The sequence below is a fragment of the Paracoccus benzoatiresistens genome (genome assembly GCF_026913015.1).
Classification (GTDB): Bacteria; Pseudomonadota; Alphaproteobacteria; order Rhodobacterales; family Rhodobacteraceae; genus Paracoccus; species Paracoccus benzoatiresistens.
Window position 1 is genome coordinate 61592 of sequence record NZ_JAPTYD010000008.1, and the last position, 16287, is coordinate 77878.

Genomic DNA, 16287 nt, shown 5'->3' on the forward strand with positions numbered 1-16287 from the left:
ATGGCCGACCTGACCGCATCCGGCTTCAGCGCTTGTCCCGCCTGCGATGCAGCACCCCTGGCGCAGCGCCTGGCCGACCGGGCCGACCACGCCGATGGCACGCTGATCCTGTCGCTGCCCACCGCCCATTGCGCGACCTGCATCACCGATGTGGAAACAGCGCTGGCCGCCCATCCCGGCGTGCGCGGCGCCCGCGTCAACCTGACCCTGCGCCGCGTCACCGTTGATGCGCCGGGCCTGAGCGCCGACGACCTGATCCCGGTCCTGGCGGGCGTGGGCTACGAGGCGCACGAGCTTGACCCCGATGCGCTGTCGGCCACCACGGCCGACCGGCAGGGCCGCGACCTGTTGATGCGGATCGGCGTCTCGGGTTTCGCGATGATGAACATCATGATCCTGTCGGTCGCCGTCTGGTCGGGGGCCGAGGCCGCGACCCGCGACCTGTTCCACTGGATCAGCGGCGCCATCGCCCTGCCGACGGTGTTCTTCGCGGGCCAGCCGTTCTTCCGCAGCGCCTGGTCCGCGATCCGGGTCGGCCGCCTTGGAATGGACGTGCCGATCTCGCTGGCGCTGGTGCTGGCCAGCGCGATCTCGGTCTATGAGACGATGCAGTCGGGGCATCACGCCTATTTCGATGGCGTGACCATGCTGTGCTTCTTCCTGCTGATCGGACGGTATCTGGACCACCGCACCCGCGCCATCGCCCGTTCCGCCGCGGCCGAACTGACCGCGCTGGAGGTTCCGCGCGCCACCCTGCTGGCCGACGGTGCCGAGCAGGTCGTGCCGATCGCCTCGCTGCGCCCCGGCGATCTGATCCGCGTCCGTCCGGGCGCCCGCATCCCCGCGGACGGCGAGATCGTCGAGGGACGGTCCGAGATCGACCGCGCCCTGCTGACCGGCGAGACGCTGCCCGTGCTGGCCGCCCCCGGCCAGATGCTCTCGGCGGGCGAGGTGAACCTGACGGGTCCTCTTACGCTGCGCGTCACGGCCGCAGGGCGGGATTCGTCCCTAGCGCGCCTTACCGCCCTGGTCGAGGCCGCCGAGGCTGCGCGCGGGCGCTATACCTCGCTGGCCGAACGGGTCGCCAAGGCCTATTCGCCCAGCGTGCACGTGATGGCGCTGTGCAGCTTTGCGGGCTGGATCTGGGCCACGGGCGACCTGCGCCTGGCCATCAATATCGCGGCGGCGGTTTTGATCGTGACCTGCCCCTGCGCCCTTGGCCTTGCGGTCCCGGCCGTCGCCACCGCGGCTTCGGGGCGGCTGTTCCGCCGCGGGCTGCTGATCAAGGATGGCACCGCCCTGGAGCGACTGGCCGAGGTGGACACGGTTGTCTTCGACAAGACCGGCACCCTGACCTGGGGCCGTCCGGTGCTCGTCTCGCCCGATCCGTTGGCGCCTGACCTGCGCCCCGTCGCGCGCGCGTTGGCCGAGGCCTCGGCCCATCCCCTGTCTCGCGCGCTGGCGGATGCCTTGGCCGATTACCCCGCCGCCGACCTGTCGGACGTGACCGAACATCCGGGCTTCGGCGTCTCGGGCCGCTGGCAGGGACGGGCGGTCCGGCTTGGCCGCGCCGACTGGCTGGGCGTGGCCGATGATGACAAGGACCTTCCCACGAGCGCCACCTGGCTGGCGGTCGAGGGGCATGAGCCGGTCCGGCTGGACTTTACCGATGAATTGCGGCCCGGAGCCGAGGACTGCGTGGCGATGCTGCGCAAGGCGGGGCTGCGGGTCGTGCTGATTTCGGGCGACCGCCCGGCGGCGGTGGCTGATCTGGCCGCGCGGCTAGGCATCGACGACTTCCATGCCGGCGTCGATCCGCGGGGTAAAGAGGCCATGGTTGCGGATCTTGCCGCCCGGGGAGCGCGCGTCCTGATGGTGGGCGACGGGCTGAACGACACGGCGGCGCTGGCCCGCGCCCATGCCTCGATCTCGCCCGCAAGCGCCCTGGACGCCGCGCGGGTCGCCAGCGACATGGTCCTGACCGGCAGCGACCTTGCCCCCGTGGCCGATGCCGTTGCGACCGCGCGCCGCGCCACCCGTCGCATCCGCCAGAACTTTGCGATCTCGATCACCTATAATATCGTGGCGGTGCCGCTGGCCGTGGCCGGCATGGTGACTCCGCTGATCGCGGCCCTGGCGATGTCGCTCAGCTCGATCACGGTGACGCTGAACGCCCTGCGGCTTCGCGACGGAAAGGAGTAGACCATGGAGATCCTGTCGATCCTGATCCCCATATCGCTCGGTCTGGGCGCCGCAGGCCTTGTGGCCTTCATTTGGGCCCTGCGGTCGCGCCAGTTCGAGGATCCCAAGGGCGATGCCGAACGGATCCTCAGCGACAAATGGGACGACCGTCCAAGGCCGGACTAGGACAGCCGGCACAACGACAAAGGGGCGGAGTGACCTCCGCCCCTTGTTGCTTTCGACGGTGTGCCCGGCCTACTGCCCGACGACGCTGCATTCCTGCGACCGGCTGGCGAAGCGTTCGCAGACCAGTTGGGCATTGGCTTTCGTCAGGTTAGCAAAGCTCGGCTGGAAGCCGCGCTTGGTATCGGCAACATGACGTGCTGCCCCGTTCAGGATGGCGCCGTCCTGAAGGGCGCTGCGCAGCAGCAACCGCTCGGCCTCGGTCTTCGACTTGAACATGCCAAGCGTCACGCCCCAACCGCGCCCGCTGTTGGCGGCACGCGACACGATTTCCAGCGCCTCGGGTTCGGCAACGTCGCCTTCGCCCATGGCAGCCAGGATCACCGTTTCCGACCGCGGCTTCGGCGCGGGCGACTCCAGCAGCGACAGCGAGGCTCCGCCGTCCTGCGGCATGGCCTCGGCTACGGCGCGGGTGACCGCTGCGGGTTCCGCGGCGGCATTGGTGAGGGTGGCCGCCGTGCTGGCCGACCGGGACCGCGGCGCGCGGGCAGGGCGGACCGATTGCGACAGGACCGGCGCGGCAAGGCTGGCCGATTGCGGCGCGGCTTCGGAAACCGCCGGCGCTGCAGCAACGGCCGTGCCGGGCCGGCTTGCGGGACGGGCGCTGGCGGCAAGCGACAGCCCCCCCGTCGCCTCAGGCTCGGCCGGGACCGGAGCCGCAGGCGCTTGCGCGATGGCCGCGGTCGAGGCTGCGGCAGACCGGCTGACGCGCACCGGCGGGGCCGAGGCGCTCAGCACCAGCCGCTGCGGATCGGGCTGCGTGGCGGCGACGCTCGGCTCGACCTGGGCGCGGCGCACGACACGCTGCGCCAGAAGGTTCGGCGCCTCGGGCCGGACTTCGCGCACCCGGTTCGGCACGCGGTTGAAGCCCGCGTCCAGCAATTGCGCCATCACCTGGTTGCGATGCGCGGTCGAGGTGCCCCCCAGGACGGTCGCCACCAGCCGCTTGTTTCCGCGCTGTGCCGAGGCGGTCAGGTTGAAGCCCGCCGCGCGAGTATAGCCCGTCTTGATCCCGTCCGCGCCCTGGTAGGAATCCAGGAAGCGCTTGTTGGTCGAGGCGACCTGCGCAATTCCCGCATCCGCCGAGCGGCGCGAGAAGATGTTGTAGTACTGCGGAAAATCGTAGAACAGCCGCCGCCCCAGGATGGTCATGTCGTGGGCGGTCGAATAGTGCCCTTCCTGCGTCAGCCCATGGGCATTGCGGAAGTTGGTGTTCCGCATGCCCAGAGCGCGGGCCATCTGCGTCATCTGCCGGGCGAAGGCCTCCTCGGATCCCGCAAGACCTTCGCCGATGGTGGTGGCGGCGTCGTTGGCCGACTTGATCGCGGCGGCGCGGATCAGGTAGCGCAGCTCGATCCTCTGGCCCGCTCGGAGGCCCAGCTTCGAGGGCGGCTCGGACGCGGCGTTGCTGGAGACCGGGAATTGCGAATCCAGCCGGACCTGCCCGCGTTCGACCGCGGTAAAGGCCATGTACAGCGTCATCATCTTGGTCAGGGACGCGGGATGCAGCCGCGTATCCTCGTTCTGTCGGTAGATCGGCTGACCGGTTCGCGCGTCGATGACATAGGCGGCGAAGGGGGCGGCCGACAGAGTTGCCGGTGCCAGGATGGCCAGCAAGAGGATAGCCCAAAGCCGGGCTTTCTGGAAAATTGGGATCACTGTCGCGGTCTCTCTGCCTCTGGCGGCATGTCGTTTTTCGCATGCCATTGCTTAACAATCGGATAATAGCACGGCAGCGCCCCCCATGTAACTGCCGATTTGCGTTATTTTAGCCTGTGCCATCCGGTCCGGCCGGGGTTTCATCGGCGTCAAAATGGACTATATTGATGATCGCATTATGATACTTACGATCAGATCGGACAGCATGGCGCACTGGATGACAGATGGCGACGGATCCGACGACCAGGTAGAACTGGTGGTCAAGCCGCGCACCCGGACACAGCGGCCGCCGATGTACAAGGTCCTGATGCTCAACGACGATTTCACGCCGATGGAATTCGTGGTTCATGTGCTGGAACGGCTGTTCAGCATGACCCACGCCCAGGCGATCGAGATCATGCTGACCGTTCACCGCAAGGGTGTTGCGGTCGTCGGGGTCTTCTCGCACGAGGTGGCCGAAACCAAGGTCGCGCAGGTCATGGAACTGGCGCGGCGGCAGCAGCATCCGCTGCAATGCACGATGGAAAAAGAATAACAGTGACAGCGACGCGTCTGGCCCTCGCGCTTCCGGATAGACATCCCGGAGGCGATTTTCTTGTAATCGGGGCGCGGGGTGGCGACGACCTGTCGCCGCTGGATCCCGCCCGCACGCAGATCCAGCAGGGGCATTTCCCGGATCATCAGGCATTGTCCGCGCGCGGCTATCGCGTCGCGCCGCAGTGCAATGGCCATTTCGACGCGGCGCTTGTCGTCCTGCCGCGCGCCAAGGCCCAGGGGCGCGCCCGGATCGCGGATGCCGCTTCGCGCCTGCAGGCCGGCGCGACGCTGTGGATCGACGGACAAAAGACCGACGGTATCGATTCCATGCTCAAGGAACTGCGTGCCCTGGCCCCGGTGGATGAGGTGCACAGCAAGGCGCATGGCAAGATCTTCCGCGTGACGATCCCGGGCAACGACTGGCTGCCTCACGATTGGCCCGCCCGCACGCAGGAGGTTGCGCCGGGCTTCGTGACCCGGCCCGGCGTCTTTTCGGCCGATGGCATCGATCCCGGATCGGCCATGCTGGCGGCGGCGCTGCCGGACCGGATGCCGACCCGGGTGGTCGATCTGGGCGCGGGTTGGGGGTGGCTGTCGGCACAGGCGCTGGCCCGGCCGGGGATCGAGGTCATCCACCTGGTCGAGGCCGATCATGCCGCGCTGGAATCGGCCCGCGACAACATCAGCGACCCGCGTGCGCAGTTCCACTGGGCCGACGCGCGGGATTTCTCGCTGAAGGAGCCTGTCAACGGCGTCATCATGAACCCTCCCTTTCACGACGGACGCGCCGCCGATCCGCGGATCGGCGCGGACTTCATCGCGGCGGCGGCGCGGCTGCTGACCGGGGCAGGGCGGTTGTGGATGGTCGCGAATCGGCATCTGCCCTATGAAGCCGTCCTGGCGCAGCATTTCGGGCAGGTCCACGAAATTCGCGGCGACAACCGCTTCAAGGTATTCGAGGCGACGGCCGCCAATCGCGGTGCCGCGCGCAAGGGGCGGCGCTGATGGGCGGTGGGGTCCAGGGCAGGACGGCCATCGTCACGGGCGCCGGACGCGGGATCGGATTGGCCATCGCCCGCCACTTCGTCGAACGCGGCGCCAATGTGATGTTTGCCGATGCGGACGAGGCCGCGCTGACCGTCGCCATGTCGGATTTCGACGAGAATGATCCGCATGTGCGCAGCTTTTCGGGGCGAATGTCGGAAAGGCTGGCCATGGCGAACCTGTTGTCGGCCACGCTGGATGCCTTCGACCGGGTGGATATCCTGGTCAACGCGCATCGCATGGTAAAGGCGTCGGACCCATTGGATACCGACCCGGATGTCCTGGAACAACTGCTGCGCGAGAACATGATGGCCGGGCTGCGGATGACGCAGATCGTCGCCAAGCGCATGATAAAGCAGGCCCAGGAAGCCCCCGATGCGGGATCGGCGGGGGCGATCGTCAACCTGTCCACGCTGGCCGCGCAGCATCCCGTGCCCACCATGCTGGGCTATTCCATCGCCTATGCCGCGCAGGAACAGGCAACGCGGGGCATGGCGCTGGCGCTGGCGCCCCACAGGATTCGCGTGAACGGCGTGCGCTTCGGCAGCGTCATGTCGCACGAACTGATGGATTCTTTGCGCGAAAAGCCCGAATTGCGCGACCGCATCGTCTCGGCGACACCGATGGGCCGCATCGCCGCCGCTGACGAGCTTGTGGACACCGTGCTGTATCTGTGCTGCGACGCTTCCCGCTTTGTCACGGGCCAGATCGTCACCGTCGATGGCGGCCGCAGCCTGGCTGACCGGGTGGCGGTGCAGACCGCCTGACGATCAGCCCTGCTCCTCGGGGAAGGCGGCCCGGCAGGCCTGCACGGCCGATGCCGCGCGTTCGGCCAGAACGGCCTGGCGGGCAGCCAGGTTGTCGCGCTTGCGCTGCTCTGCCGCGGGGTCGATCGGCACGCGATAGCGTTCGATGTCCACGTAATCGCGCCAGCAGGGTTCGTAGCCGTAGATGGCGCGGCCGTCCCAGTCGTACCGATAGCTGCGGCACTGGGTCAGGTAGTCGCGGACGACCTGCCGTTCCTCCCAGGCATAGCCCCGCGCAAGATTGCCCTCGACCTCGGCCAGCAGGCGGCTGACGGTGCGGTATTCACTGGTATTCTGGCTGATGCAGCGTTCCTGCGGCGTCCCGCATGCGGCAACAACCAGGGGCAGGGTCAGCATCGCGGCAAGGGCGGTGTTGCGGGACATGTCGGGTCTCATTACAGCGGACAAGGAATGCTAACGCCGCGTTTTCAGGCTGGCAAATCAAGTTTGGAGAACCTCATGGAGCATCAACGCCATACCGCCGCCCTCTGGTTCCGAGAGCTTCGCGACCGCATCGTCGCGGCCTTCGAGGCGCTGGAGGATCGCGGGCCCGGCGCCGCCCCCGAGGGCCGCTTCACCGTCACCCCGACTGCGCGTGAGAATGATGGCGGCGGCGGGCTGATGTCGGTCATGCGCGGCGGGCGCGTGTTCGAGAAGGTCGGCGTCAACTGGTCCGAGGTCCACGGGGCGCTTGCCCCGCGTGCGCAGGCTGCGATGGCCTCGCGCGGGGTGCCCGGGATCGACCGCGACCCGCGATTCTGGGCCAGCGGCATCAGCCTTGTCGCGCATATGCAGAACCCCCACGCCCCGGCAGTTCACATGAACACGCGGATGTTCTGGACGCCGGGCGCCTGGTGGTTCGGGGGCGGGGCGGATCTGAACCCTTGCATCGAATACCCCGAGGATACGGCCCATTTCCACGCAACGCTGAAAGCCGCCTGCAATTTGCACGGTGCCGACTACTACGACCGGTTCAAGGCCTGGGCGGACGAATACTTCTTCATCCCGCATCGCGGTCGCGCGCGGGGCGTGGGAGGTATCTTCTTCGACGACCTGAACACGGGCGACTGGCAGGCGGATTTCGACTTCACCCGCGCTGTGGGCGAGGCCTTCCTGCCCGCCTTCCTGCCCCTGGCGCAGGCTCGCATGGGACAGCCCTGGTCGGATGGGGACCGCGACGCGCAACTGGTCCATCGCGGCCTTTATGCGGAATACAACCTTGTCTACGACCGGGGCACGAAATTCGGGCTGGAAACCGGCCACAATGCCGACGCCGTGCTGATGAGCCTGCCTCCCTTGGCCAAATGGGTCTGACGCCCCCGGCGGAGCTTTGGGGAGGCGGTTGGGCTGTCCATGCTGCAGGTGCTGATCGCCGCTGCGATCCCTCCTGTCGTGGCGCGACGGCAGGATGATCAGCCCGCTGCAACCACAAGCAGCCAGCCGACCCCCGCCATGATCAGGGCCATGCCGATCAGCTGCACCGGCCGGACGGTTTGCCGGAAAACGCGCCCTGAAACGATTTGCGCCATCACGACCTCGACCAGTGCCAGGGTGCGGACATTCGAGGCGGGCGTCAGGGCAAAGCCGATGAACCAGAACAGCGAGGCAAAAGCCCCCAGGGCCCCGGCGCCAAGGGAGATGCGCCATTGCGACACGATCCCCCGCAGGGCCGCGCGATCGCCAAGGGCCAACCAGGCCAGCATGATGGCGGCCTGCAGGCCCAGCGTGATCGTCAGCACCGTGACGGCGCGCAGGACATAGCCGCCATCGGGCAGTGCCAGCAGGGCGCCGCGAAAGCCGATCGACGACAGCCCGAACAGGGCGCCAGCCAGCACGCCGGATGCCAGCGGGCCCCAGGCGGCGCGGCTCCAGCTTGCGCCCGAGGCCAGCACGACACCAAGGGTCGCCAGGATGATGGCGCCAAGCCTGGCCGGGCCAAGCGGCTCGGCCAGGATGACGGCGCCGATCAGGGCCAGCGTCACGGGCTCGGTCTTCATCAGCGCAGTCGCAATGCCAAAGCCCCTGTCGCGCATCGTCAGCAGCATGAAGGCCGTCGCGGCAATCTGCGCGACGGCGCCAAGCGAGGCCCAGCCGATCACCCGAAGATCCGGGCTCGGCAGCGGCATCCAGACCGATGCGGCGACGAAAGCCAAGGCCGCGAAGGGAAAGCCGAAGACGAATCGGACGGCCGTTGCCCCGCCCGTGCCGACATCCCGCGTCAGCCCCGCCTGCGCGGCGTTCCGGACGGTCTGCGCCGTGGCCGCGATCAGCGTGGCCGCAACCCAGATCATGCGCTGCGCACGGCCTCGATCATCGCGGAGACGTTGTCGGGATTGGCGTCCGGCGTGATGCCGTGGCCCAGGTTGAAGATATGCGGCCCGCCTCGCAGGGCACGGGTGATCCGCTGCGCCTCGGCCACCAGGTCAGGACCGCCCGTCACCATGTGCCGCGGATCGAGATTTCCCTGCACGCAGCCGTCCACCTGCACATGGCGCGCTGCCCATTCCGCACTGACCGAATTGTCGAGCGCAACGCAGTCCGCCCCTGTCGCGCGGGCAAAGCCGACATAACGCTCGCCCGCCTCTCGCGGAAAGGCGATGATCGGCACGTGGGGATGGCGCTGCTTCAGGGCGGCGATGATGCGCCGCGCGGGAGCGATGGCGAAGTCGTCGAAATCCCGGCCCTTCAGGCTGCCCGCCCAACTGTCGAACAGCTTGACGGCTTCGGCCCCGGCTTCGATCTGGGCCGACAGGTACAGGATCGTGGCATCCGTGATTCGGTCGATCAGCGCGGTGAAGGTCTCGCGGTCCTGGTCCTTCAAGGCATGGGCCGGGCCTTGGTCGGGCGTTCCGCGACCCGCAACCATATAGGTCGCAACCGTCCAGGGCGCTCCGGCAAAGCCGATCAGCGCCGTTTCCTGCGGCAACTCGCGAGACAGGATGCGCACGGTTTCATAGACCGGCGCCAGGCGGTCATGGACCTGGTCAGCCGGCTTCAGCCTCGCAACCTCAGTGGCCGACGTCACCGTGGATAGCCGCGGCCCTTCGCCCGTCACGAACCAAAGATCGGCCCCGAGTGCTTGAGGAACCAGCAGAATATCGGCAAACAGGATTGCCGCGTCGAAGCCAAAGCGGCGGATCGGCTGCAGCGTCACCTCGGCCGCGAGGTCGGGCGTATAGCACAGCGATAGGAAATCGCCCGCCTGTGCGCGCGTGGCCCGGTATTCCGGCAGATAGCGGCCCGCCTGGCGCATCATCCAGATCGGCGGAGTGGGCAGCGTCTCGCCCGCCAGGGCGCGCAGCAGAAGTTTGGTCATGGGGCCTCCTTCGGTTCCTTCAAGGCGAGGGACCGGGCGTTGTCAAGCAGCCTCCCGACGGCTATGCCGGGCGCCATGATGCAGATGCCCGACCACACCCGCCCCCTGAAGATCGGCACCCGAGGATCCAAGCTGGCGCTTGCGCAGGCACACGAGACGCGTGACCGGCTGGCCGCCGCGCATGGCCTGCCGACAGACGCCTTTCAGATCGTCATCATCAAGACAACCGGCGACCGGATCACGGATCGGCCGCTGAAGGAGATCGGCGGCAAGGGCCTGTTCACGCGCGAGATCGAGGATGCGCTGCTTGCCGGACAAATCGACATCGCCGTTCACTCGATGAAGGATATGCCGACGATCCAGCCCGAGGGCTTGGTGATCGACTGCCTGCTGCCGCGCGAGGATGTGCGCGACGCTTTTGTCAGTCCAAATTATGCCTCGATCCCCGACTTGCCCGCGGGCACCGTCGTCGGCACCTCCAGCCTGCGCCGCCGTGCGCAACTGGCGCATCGCCGCCCGGACCTGCATCTGGTCGAGTTTCGCGGCAATGTGCAAACCCGCCTGCAGAAGTTGGACGAGGGGGTAGCGGCCGCAACCTTCCTGGCCATGGCTGGACTGTCGCGGCTTGGCATGCCGCATGTCGCCCGCAATGCCATCGATCCGGCCGAGATGCTGCCGGCCGTTGCCCAAGGAGCCATTGGGGTCGAGCGGCGCCGGGACGACGAGATGGCGACAAGTCTTCTGGCCCCGATTCATCATGTCGGCACCGGATATCGCGTCACTGCCGAGCGTGCCTTTCTGGCGCGGCTTGACGGGTCCTGCCAGACTCCAATCGCAGGTCTGGCCGAGATCAGGGATGATCGTCTGTTGCTGCGGGGCGAAATCCTGCGCCCTGACGGTTCAGCAGCTATCAGCGGCCATCGGGAAGGTACGCTTGGTGAGGGAACCCCGATGGGAGCCGACCTTGCCGAGGAACTGCTGGGCCGCGCGGGTGATGGTTTCTTTGACCATCACTAGATCGCGCTGGCCCGAAAGATCCTAGTAGCTGCGAATCAGACCGACCAGCCGCCCCTGAACGCGAACGCTCTCCTCGGGCAGGATGCGGGTTTCATAGGCGGGGTTCGCCGCTTCCAGCGCGATCATGCCGCCGCGGCGACGATAGCGTTTCAGCGTTGCCTCAAGTCCTTCCACCAAGGCAACGACGATATCGCCGTTTTCCGCGGTATCCTGCTCGCGGATCACCACCACGTCGCCGTCGTTGATCCCGGCTTCAATCATCGAGTCGCCCTGAACTTCCAATGCGTAGTGGTGTTCGCGGCCGCTGAGCATGGTTCCCGGCACCGCGACGTGGTGCGAAACCTCGGATATCGCTTCGATGGGAACACCGGCGGCAATACGCCCCATCAGGGGAAGCTCGACCGCCGGGCTGTCGGCAACCGTAAGGGCGCCGCGAGGGCGCGGAGGCCGGTTGCTTGAAATGACGCGAGGGGTGAAGCCCTGCTTTGTTTCCGCTGCGTCGGCCAAGGCCTCCGGCAAGCGCACGATCTCCAGCGCACGGGCGCGATGCGGAAGTCTTCGGATAAAGCCCCGTTCTTCCAGCGCAGTCACCAGGCGATGGATGCCGGATTTGGATCGCAGGTCCAAAGCTTCCTTCATTTCATCGAAGGAGGGCGGAACCCCGTCGCGCGCCATGCGCTTCTGAATGAAATCCAGCAGCTGGATTTGCTTCTTGGTCAGCATTCCGTCGATCCCCGGCATCGTCTTGTTCCGTATCTGTTCTATCTCAAAAGCAGAATCGCGTCAACGAAGAGAGCATCGGAAACTGAAAAATTCGTTAACCCTCAGCCGCCAAGGGGGATAAAGCTGACGATGTCTCCAGCATGGCGGCTTGGATCGTTCGCGGGCCGTATCAGCAACGCATCCGCCTGTGCCATCAGCGACAACCGGGCGGAGTCCTGGCTGGGAAACGGGGTGATCAGCGGCAGATCCTCGTTCTCTGCCAAGGTGGCGCGCAAATAGTGCTGCCGGTCACCCTCGGGTGGCAGATCAACGGCAAGCCGCGCCTTCAGCAGGGTGTGACTGGGGCGCAGCCCTTGCATGGCAGCAATGAGAGGTTGGACGAACAAAATTCCGCAAACGATTGCAGAAACAGGATTTCCTGGCAGGCCTATCATAGGCATGCCTCCAAGCCGGCCGGCCATCAGCGGCTTTCCGGGGCGCATCGCAATCTTGTAGAAGGCGCGCTGCAGGCCCAGATCCGCCGCCACCTTGCCAACCAGATCGTGGTCGCCCACGGAGGCCCCGCCAATGGTGACCAGCAGGTCCGCGCCCGATGCAGCGGCAAAGCCTGTGCACAGGCTTTCTTCCGTATCGCGGGCGATCGGCAGGATCACCGGATCTGCACCGGCCTCGCGTACCAGCGCCGCCATGGCGAGGTCGTTGGAGCTGACGATCTGCCCGGGTCCTGGCTGCGATCCGGGCACCACCAGTTCATCCCCACCAGCCAGGATCGCCACGCGGGGACGCCTGGCTACCGATATGGTCGGAATGTTCATTGCGGCAAGCAGCGCAATGTCCGGCGGGGTCAGCCTGCGTGCCGGGGCGAAGCTGTCACCGGCGTGGAAGTCGTCGCCGGCCTTGCGGATATTGGTGCCGCTCGAGCGGGCTGTTACCCTGATGCGATCACCGTCCCGGTCCACATGCTCCTGCATCACGACGCCGTCATAGCCTGCCGGGACCGGTGCACCCGTGAAAATGCGCACGGCCGTCAGCGGGGCCGCCTGACCGTCCCAGGGGCTCCCCGCGGCAGCCTCTCCGATCACGGTCAGCGACTGTTCCATGTCCGCCATGCGAAGCGCATAGCCATCCATGGCCGATGCGTCGAAGGGCGGCTGAGTGAGGCGGGACACGGCGGGCTCTGCCAAGGCGCGGCCCAAGGCCTGGTCGATGGAAACCTGCTCGGCCTGCGCGGGCGGCGCGAGGGCAAGGACCTGAGCCAGGGCGTCTTCGACCGATATCACAATTTCGCCTCGTAGTTCCCTGACTTACCGCCGCTTTTACTTACTAGGCGGATGTCTTTGATGGTCATCGACTTTTCTGCGGCCTTGAGCATGTCATAGATCGTGAGGCAGGCCACCGAGGCCGCAGTCAAGGCTTCCATCTCGACCCCGGTCTGCCCCGTGGTGCGGACCGTGGCGGTGACGCGGATGCCGGGCAGGGTGTCGTCGGCAACAAGGTCAAGCGAGACCTTGCTGATCGGCAACGGATGGCAGAGCGGGATCAGATCCGCCGTCCTTTTTGCCGCCATGATCCCAGCCAGCCGCGCTACGCCGAGAACGTCGCCCTTCTTTGCGCCGCCTTGGGCGAGCGCCAGCGTTTCCGGCATCATGACGACGCAGCCCTGGGCCACGGCTTCGCGCGCCGTCACCTCCTTGGCCGAGACATCGACCATATGCGCTTGCCCGGCGGCGTCGAAATGGGTCAGGCTCATGCCGCCACGTCCAGGATCTGGCGGGTAGCCGCCGTCACGTCGGCCTGCCGCATCAGGCTCTCGCCGATCAGGAAGCGCCGGGCGCCCACCTGCATCATCGCGGCCAGGTCTTCGGCGGTGAACAGCCCGCTTTCGCAGACGATATTGCGATCGGCTGGAATGCGGGGCGCGAGTTCGCGCGTTACGTCAAGAGACAGATCAAAGGTCTTGAGATTGCGGTTATTTATTCCGATCAGGCTCGATTTGAGGCGCAGCGCCCGGTCCAGTTCGGCGGCGTTGTGGACCTCGATCAGCGCATCCATCCCCCAGTGGAAGGCCGCGTCCTCCAATTCGGCCGCAAGCCTGTCATCGACCGAGGCCATGATGATCAGGATGCAATCCGCGCCCCAAGCCCGCGCCTCGGCCACCTGATAGGTGTCATAAAGGAAGTCCTTGCGCAGGACGGGGAGCGAACAGGCCTGGCGTGCTGCCATCAGGAAACCTGGCGCCCCTTGAAAACTGGGCGCGTCCGTCAGAACCGACAGGCAGGCGGCGCCCCCAGCTTCATAGGCCTGGGCCAGCAACGGGGGATCGAAGTCCGGCCGGATCAGGCCTTTCGAGGGGCTGGCCTTCTTGATCTCGGCGATCAGCGCGGCGCCGGTCGCGGCCTTTTGCGTCAGTGAGCGGGCGAAGCCGCGCGGGGCCGAGGCAGCACGGGCGGCGGCCTCGACATCGGCCAGCGGACGGGCGGCCTTGGCGGCGGCTATCTCGTCCAGCTTGTAGGCCTTGATCTTGTCCAGGATATCCATGCGGTGACTCTAGCCCCAGGTGCAGTGATCGGAAAGGGTCGTCAGGCGGGCATCTCATGCGCCCAGGGCGGGTTGGCGCCCGGGCGCGAGACCGTGATGGCTGCCGCCTGCGCCCCAAGGGCCAGGGCGGCGGCGATCTGGTCGGCGGTGATGGCGGCAAGCCCGGCCTTGGTCAGCACACCTTGGCGGCGCAGGCTGGCAAGAACGCCGGCGTTGAACGTATCGCCCGCGCCGATCGTGTCGGCAACCATCGTGCGGATTGCCGGCGCCGCCACAGGTTCGCCTGCCCAATGCGCCCGCGCGCCTGCCGCGCCGCCCGTTTGCAGGACGATGCGCGGTCCTTCGGCAAGGACCTGACGCGCCGCTTCCTCGGGCGGCAGGTTCGGGAACAGCCATTCCAGATCGTCGCCGGACAGCTTGACGATATCGGCGCGCGCAATCAGCCGGGACAGGCGGGCGCGATAAGCCTCGGCATCGGGGATGAAGAAGGGCCGGATGTTCGGATCCAGCATCACCGGCAGCCGGTCGCCGTCGCGGTCGATCAAGGCTTCAATGGCTGCGCCGCAGGGATCGGGAACCAGGCTGATGCCGCCCGCAAACAGCGCCTCGATCTGATCGGGCAGAGGGAGAATGTCTTGGGGCGCCAGCATCCGCCCGGCCGAGCCTTCGTCGTAGAAGGAGTAGCGCGCCTCGCCGCCCGTCAGCGTCACCAGGGCCAAGGTCGTCAGCCGGTCGGTACGGGGGCAAAGGTCGGTGTTCACTCCTGCCTCGGCCAAGGGACGCAGGAGCATGTCGCCAAACGGGTCGCGGCTGATGGGCCACAGATAGGCCACAGGTTCGCCAAGGCGGCCAAGCGCAACCGCGGTGTTATAGACGGACCCGCCCGCCAGCGGCCGGAAGGCGCCATCCTGCGGCACCATGTCGATCAGCGATTCGCCCGCGCACAGGATCATCGTTCCCCTCCTCAATAGCCTTGGATGACGATATCCTGACCCTGCAACACGGCGTCCAGGTCGATATAGCCCCCTGCATCGGCCAGATACAGGAAAGCCGCTAGCGCAACCAGAGCGGCGATCACCGCCGCGGTGATTTTCCAAACCGACCAGGGCCGTTCGCCCACGACGCGGCCGGACTGGCCGTTGACCACGAAGCGATAACTCTTGCGGTTGTAGCGGTAGGCTGCGGTCCAGACCGGCAGCAGGATATGCTTGAACGTCTCGTCCCGGTAATCGGTCTGGATATGATCCACCCGCTGTTCGTCGCCGCCGATGTCGCGGCGGGCATCGTTCAGGATCACGCCCGCCATCTCGGCCCGGGCGATCTCGTGTCCGTCGGAGAGCGGGATCGTATAGGCCTCGGCCTCCAGCCCGACCAGATAGTCGGGGCGATAGGGGCGCAGATGCGACAGTTCCCAAGGCGTCAACCCGTCCGAGAACTTGCGCGGCAGCGAGGCCGAAGCCAGCACCAGCACGTCGTTGAAGTCCCGCGCCACCTGTCCCGCAGCGGGTCGCCAGCGCGTGCGGCGAACCTGCCGCGCGACCTGCCGGCTGCGGCCATTGACCTGCTGGGTCACATAGACCGTCTCGTAGTAGTGATCGCCGCGTTGCCCGACATAATCCGACCGGGTCCGTGCATCGAAGGTCCAGAAGGGGGAATAGACGCCGCGCATCTTGCGCCCGCGCCGGGCATAGGCGGTCAGCCCGGATGGCGCGAACCACAGATTGCCCAGCCAGTCCTCCATCGCCTTGCGGGCCTGATCCTCGGTGACGCGAAAGGGCAGAACGCCCTGCGGCTTGATCTTGCGGCTGGTGCCGGTGTCGGTGACCACGGGCGTCGCGCAGAACGGGCAGGCGCTGGCATGGGTGGCCTCGCCCATCTCGATCTGGGCGCCGCAGTTCGGGCAGGAGAGCAGCCGGACGGTGGTCGAGATGTCCGAGCCGGCATCCAGTCGCAGACCCTGTTCCAGCGGGATCTCGACCAGATCCGGTGCCTTGTGGCCGGTATCCCATTGCAGCGCCCGGCCGGTTTCGGGATCGGCAAGGATCGCATCCTCGGCCCCGGCCTGGGGCTGGCGGGACGGGGCGCGGGCGGCGCCGTCGCCGATCACCTGCCGGTGGCCGCACCAGTCGCAGACCAGCATTCGCTGGCCCGGCTGAAAGCGCAGGCTGGCCCCGCATTGTTCGCAAGGATAGCGGTGTTCGGTCTGCGGTGTCGGCATCGGGC

General features: G+C 67.0%; 17 protein-coding genes. 7 read left to right on the forward strand and 10 right to left on the reverse strand.

The window, feature by feature from the left end:
* Both OU682_RS08335 and ccoS read left to right on the forward strand, forming a co-directional pair.
* Positions 1-2202 (forward strand): heavy metal translocating P-type ATPase, encoded by a 2202-nt coding sequence (locus tag OU682_RS08335; protein ID WP_268941612.1) that lies wholly within the window; start codon positions 1-3, stop codon positions 2200-2202.
* A 3-nt stretch (positions 2203-2205) separates the two neighbouring features.
* Positions 2206-2367 (forward strand): cbb3-type cytochrome oxidase assembly protein CcoS, encoded by a 162-nt coding sequence (gene ccoS, locus OU682_RS08340; protein WP_268941613.1) that lies wholly within the window; start codon positions 2206-2208, stop codon positions 2365-2367.
* 69 nt (positions 2368-2436) lie between these two features.
* Here ccoS and OU682_RS08345 read toward each other — a convergent pair whose 3' ends face one another.
* Complete coding sequence (locus OU682_RS08345; RefSeq protein WP_268941614.1) at positions 2437-4083, reverse strand: D-alanyl-D-alanine carboxypeptidase family protein; 1647 nt, start codon at positions 4081-4083, stop codon at positions 2437-2439.
* Between the two features lie 217 nt (positions 4084-4300).
* On the opposite strand from OU682_RS08345, the gene clpS reads away from it, so the two are divergent.
* Genes clpS through OU682_RS08360 form a run of 3 tightly spaced genes read left to right on the forward strand, consistent with a single transcriptional unit; the run spans position 4301 to position 6431 of the window.
* A complete protein-coding gene (gene clpS / locus OU682_RS08350; RefSeq protein ID WP_268941615.1) occupies positions 4301-4618 on the forward strand; it encodes an ATP-dependent Clp protease adapter ClpS in 318 nt (105 codons plus the stop codon).
* Positions 4619-4620: 2 nt separating this feature from the next.
* Positions 4621-5625 carry a class I SAM-dependent methyltransferase gene (locus tag OU682_RS08355; RefSeq protein WP_268941616.1) on the forward strand — a complete coding sequence of 335 codons (1005 nt, stop codon included), beginning with the start codon at positions 4621-4623 and terminating at the stop codon, positions 5623-5625.
* Positions 5625-6431, forward strand: a complete 807-nt coding sequence (locus tag OU682_RS08360; RefSeq protein WP_268941617.1) for an SDR family NAD(P)-dependent oxidoreductase — start codon at positions 5625-5627, stop codon at positions 6429-6431. The genes OU682_RS08355 and OU682_RS08360 overlap by 1 nt, the downstream gene beginning before the upstream one ends.
* 3 nt (positions 6432-6434) lie before the next feature.
* Here OU682_RS08360 and OU682_RS08365 read toward each other — a convergent pair whose 3' ends face one another.
* Entirely contained in the window at positions 6435-6854 is a 420-nt protein-coding gene (locus OU682_RS08365) for a hypothetical protein (protein WP_268941618.1), read from the reverse strand.
* Between the two features lie 75 nt (positions 6855-6929).
* On the opposite strand from OU682_RS08365, the gene hemF reads away from it, so the two are divergent.
* Positions 6930-7784 carry an oxygen-dependent coproporphyrinogen oxidase gene (gene hemF, locus OU682_RS08370; protein WP_371832219.1) on the forward strand — a complete coding sequence of 285 codons (855 nt, stop codon included), beginning with the start codon at positions 6930-6932 and terminating at the stop codon, positions 7782-7784.
* Between the two features lie 98 nt (positions 7785-7882).
* Here hemF and OU682_RS08375 read toward each other — a convergent pair whose 3' ends face one another.
* Positions 7883-8761, reverse strand: a complete 879-nt coding sequence (locus OU682_RS08375) for an EamA family transporter (protein WP_268941620.1) — start codon at positions 8759-8761, stop codon at positions 7883-7885.
* Positions 8758-9786: a uroporphyrinogen decarboxylase gene (gene hemE, locus OU682_RS08380; protein WP_268941621.1), complete on the reverse strand. Its 1029-nt coding sequence runs from the start codon at positions 9784-9786 to the stop codon at positions 8758-8760. Before hemE ends, OU682_RS08375 begins: the two co-directional genes overlap by 4 nt.
* A gap of 75 nt (positions 9787-9861) precedes the next feature.
* Between hemE and hemC the strand changes: the two genes are divergently transcribed.
* Positions 9862-10803 carry a hydroxymethylbilane synthase gene (hemC, locus tag OU682_RS08385; RefSeq protein ID WP_268941697.1) on the forward strand — a complete coding sequence of 314 codons (942 nt, stop codon included), beginning with the start codon at positions 9862-9864 and terminating at the stop codon, positions 10801-10803.
* 21 nt (positions 10804-10824) lie between these two features.
* Here the strand turns inward: hemC and lexA are convergent, their stop codons facing one another.
* The 6 genes from lexA to OU682_RS08415 all read right to left on the reverse strand — a co-directional run bounded on the left by lexA (position 10825) and on the right by OU682_RS08415 (position 16282).
* Positions 10825-11526 (reverse strand): transcriptional repressor LexA, encoded by a 702-nt coding sequence (gene lexA / locus OU682_RS08390; RefSeq protein ID WP_268941698.1) that lies wholly within the window; start codon positions 11524-11526, stop codon positions 10825-10827.
* Between the two features lie 101 nt (positions 11527-11627).
* Entirely contained in the window at positions 11628-12806 is a 1179-nt protein-coding gene (locus OU682_RS08395; protein WP_268941622.1) for a molybdopterin molybdotransferase MoeA, read from the reverse strand.
* Positions 12803-13276 (reverse strand): cyclic pyranopterin monophosphate synthase MoaC, encoded by a 474-nt coding sequence (gene moaC / locus OU682_RS08400; RefSeq protein WP_268941623.1) that lies wholly within the window; start codon positions 13274-13276, stop codon positions 12803-12805. The genes OU682_RS08395 and moaC overlap by 4 nt, the downstream gene beginning before the upstream one ends.
* A complete protein-coding gene (trpC, locus tag OU682_RS08405) occupies positions 13273-14064 on the reverse strand; it encodes an indole-3-glycerol phosphate synthase TrpC (RefSeq protein WP_268941624.1) in 792 nt (263 codons plus the stop codon). Before trpC ends, moaC begins: the two co-directional genes overlap by 4 nt.
* A 41-nt stretch (positions 14065-14105) precedes the next feature.
* Entirely contained in the window at positions 14106-15017 is a 912-nt protein-coding gene (locus tag OU682_RS08410) for a carbohydrate kinase family protein (protein ID WP_268941625.1), read from the reverse strand.
* A gap of 11 nt (positions 15018-15028) precedes the next feature.
* Positions 15029-16282 carry a TFIIB-type zinc ribbon-containing protein gene (locus tag OU682_RS08415; RefSeq protein WP_268941626.1) on the reverse strand — a complete coding sequence of 418 codons (1254 nt, stop codon included), beginning with the start codon at positions 16280-16282 and terminating at the stop codon, positions 15029-15031.
* Positions 16283-16287: the final 5 nt, after the last annotated feature.

Coding starts and splice junctions, on each gene's coding strand:
- OU682_RS08335 (WP_268941612.1), top strand. CDS start 1: ATGGCCGACCTGACCGCATCCGGCTTCAGCGCTTGTCCCGCCTGCGAT.
- ccoS (WP_268941613.1), top strand. CDS start 2,206: ATGGAGATCCTGTCGATCCTGATCCCCATATCGCTCGGTCTGGGCGCC.
- clpS (WP_268941615.1), top strand. CDS start 4,301: ATGACAGATGGCGACGGATCCGACGACCAGGTAGAACTGGTGGTCAAG.
- OU682_RS08360 (WP_268941617.1), top strand. CDS start 5,625: ATGGGCGGTGGGGTCCAGGGCAGGACGGCCATCGTCACGGGCGCCGGA.
- OU682_RS08365 (WP_268941618.1), bottom strand. CDS start 6,854: ATGTCCCGCAACACCGCCCTTGCCGCGATGCTGACCCTGCCCCTGGTT.
- hemF (WP_371832219.1), top strand. CDS start 6,930: ATGGAGCATCAACGCCATACCGCCGCCCTCTGGTTCCGAGAGCTTCGC.
- OU682_RS08375 (WP_268941620.1), bottom strand. CDS start 8,761: ATGATCTGGGTTGCGGCCACGCTGATCGCGGCCACGGCGCAGACCGTC.
- hemE (WP_268941621.1), bottom strand. CDS start 9,786: ATGACCAAACTTCTGCTGCGCGCCCTGGCGGGCGAGACGCTGCCCACT.
- hemC (WP_268941697.1), top strand. CDS start 9,862: ATGATGCAGATGCCCGACCACACCCGCCCCCTGAAGATCGGCACCCGA.
- lexA (WP_268941698.1), bottom strand. CDS start 11,526: ATGCTGACCAAGAAGCAAATCCAGCTGCTGGATTTCATTCAGAAGCGC.
- moaC (WP_268941623.1), bottom strand. CDS start 13,276: ATGAGCCTGACCCATTTCGACGCCGCCGGGCAAGCGCATATGGTCGAT.
- trpC (WP_268941624.1), bottom strand. CDS start 14,064: ATGGATATCCTGGACAAGATCAAGGCCTACAAGCTGGACGAGATAGCC.
- OU682_RS08410 (WP_268941625.1), bottom strand. CDS start 15,017: ATGATCCTGTGCGCGGGCGAATCGCTGATCGACATGGTGCCGCAGGAT.
- OU682_RS08415 (WP_268941626.1), bottom strand. CDS start 16,282: ATGCCGACACCGCAGACCGAACACCGCTATCCTTGCGAACAATGCGGG.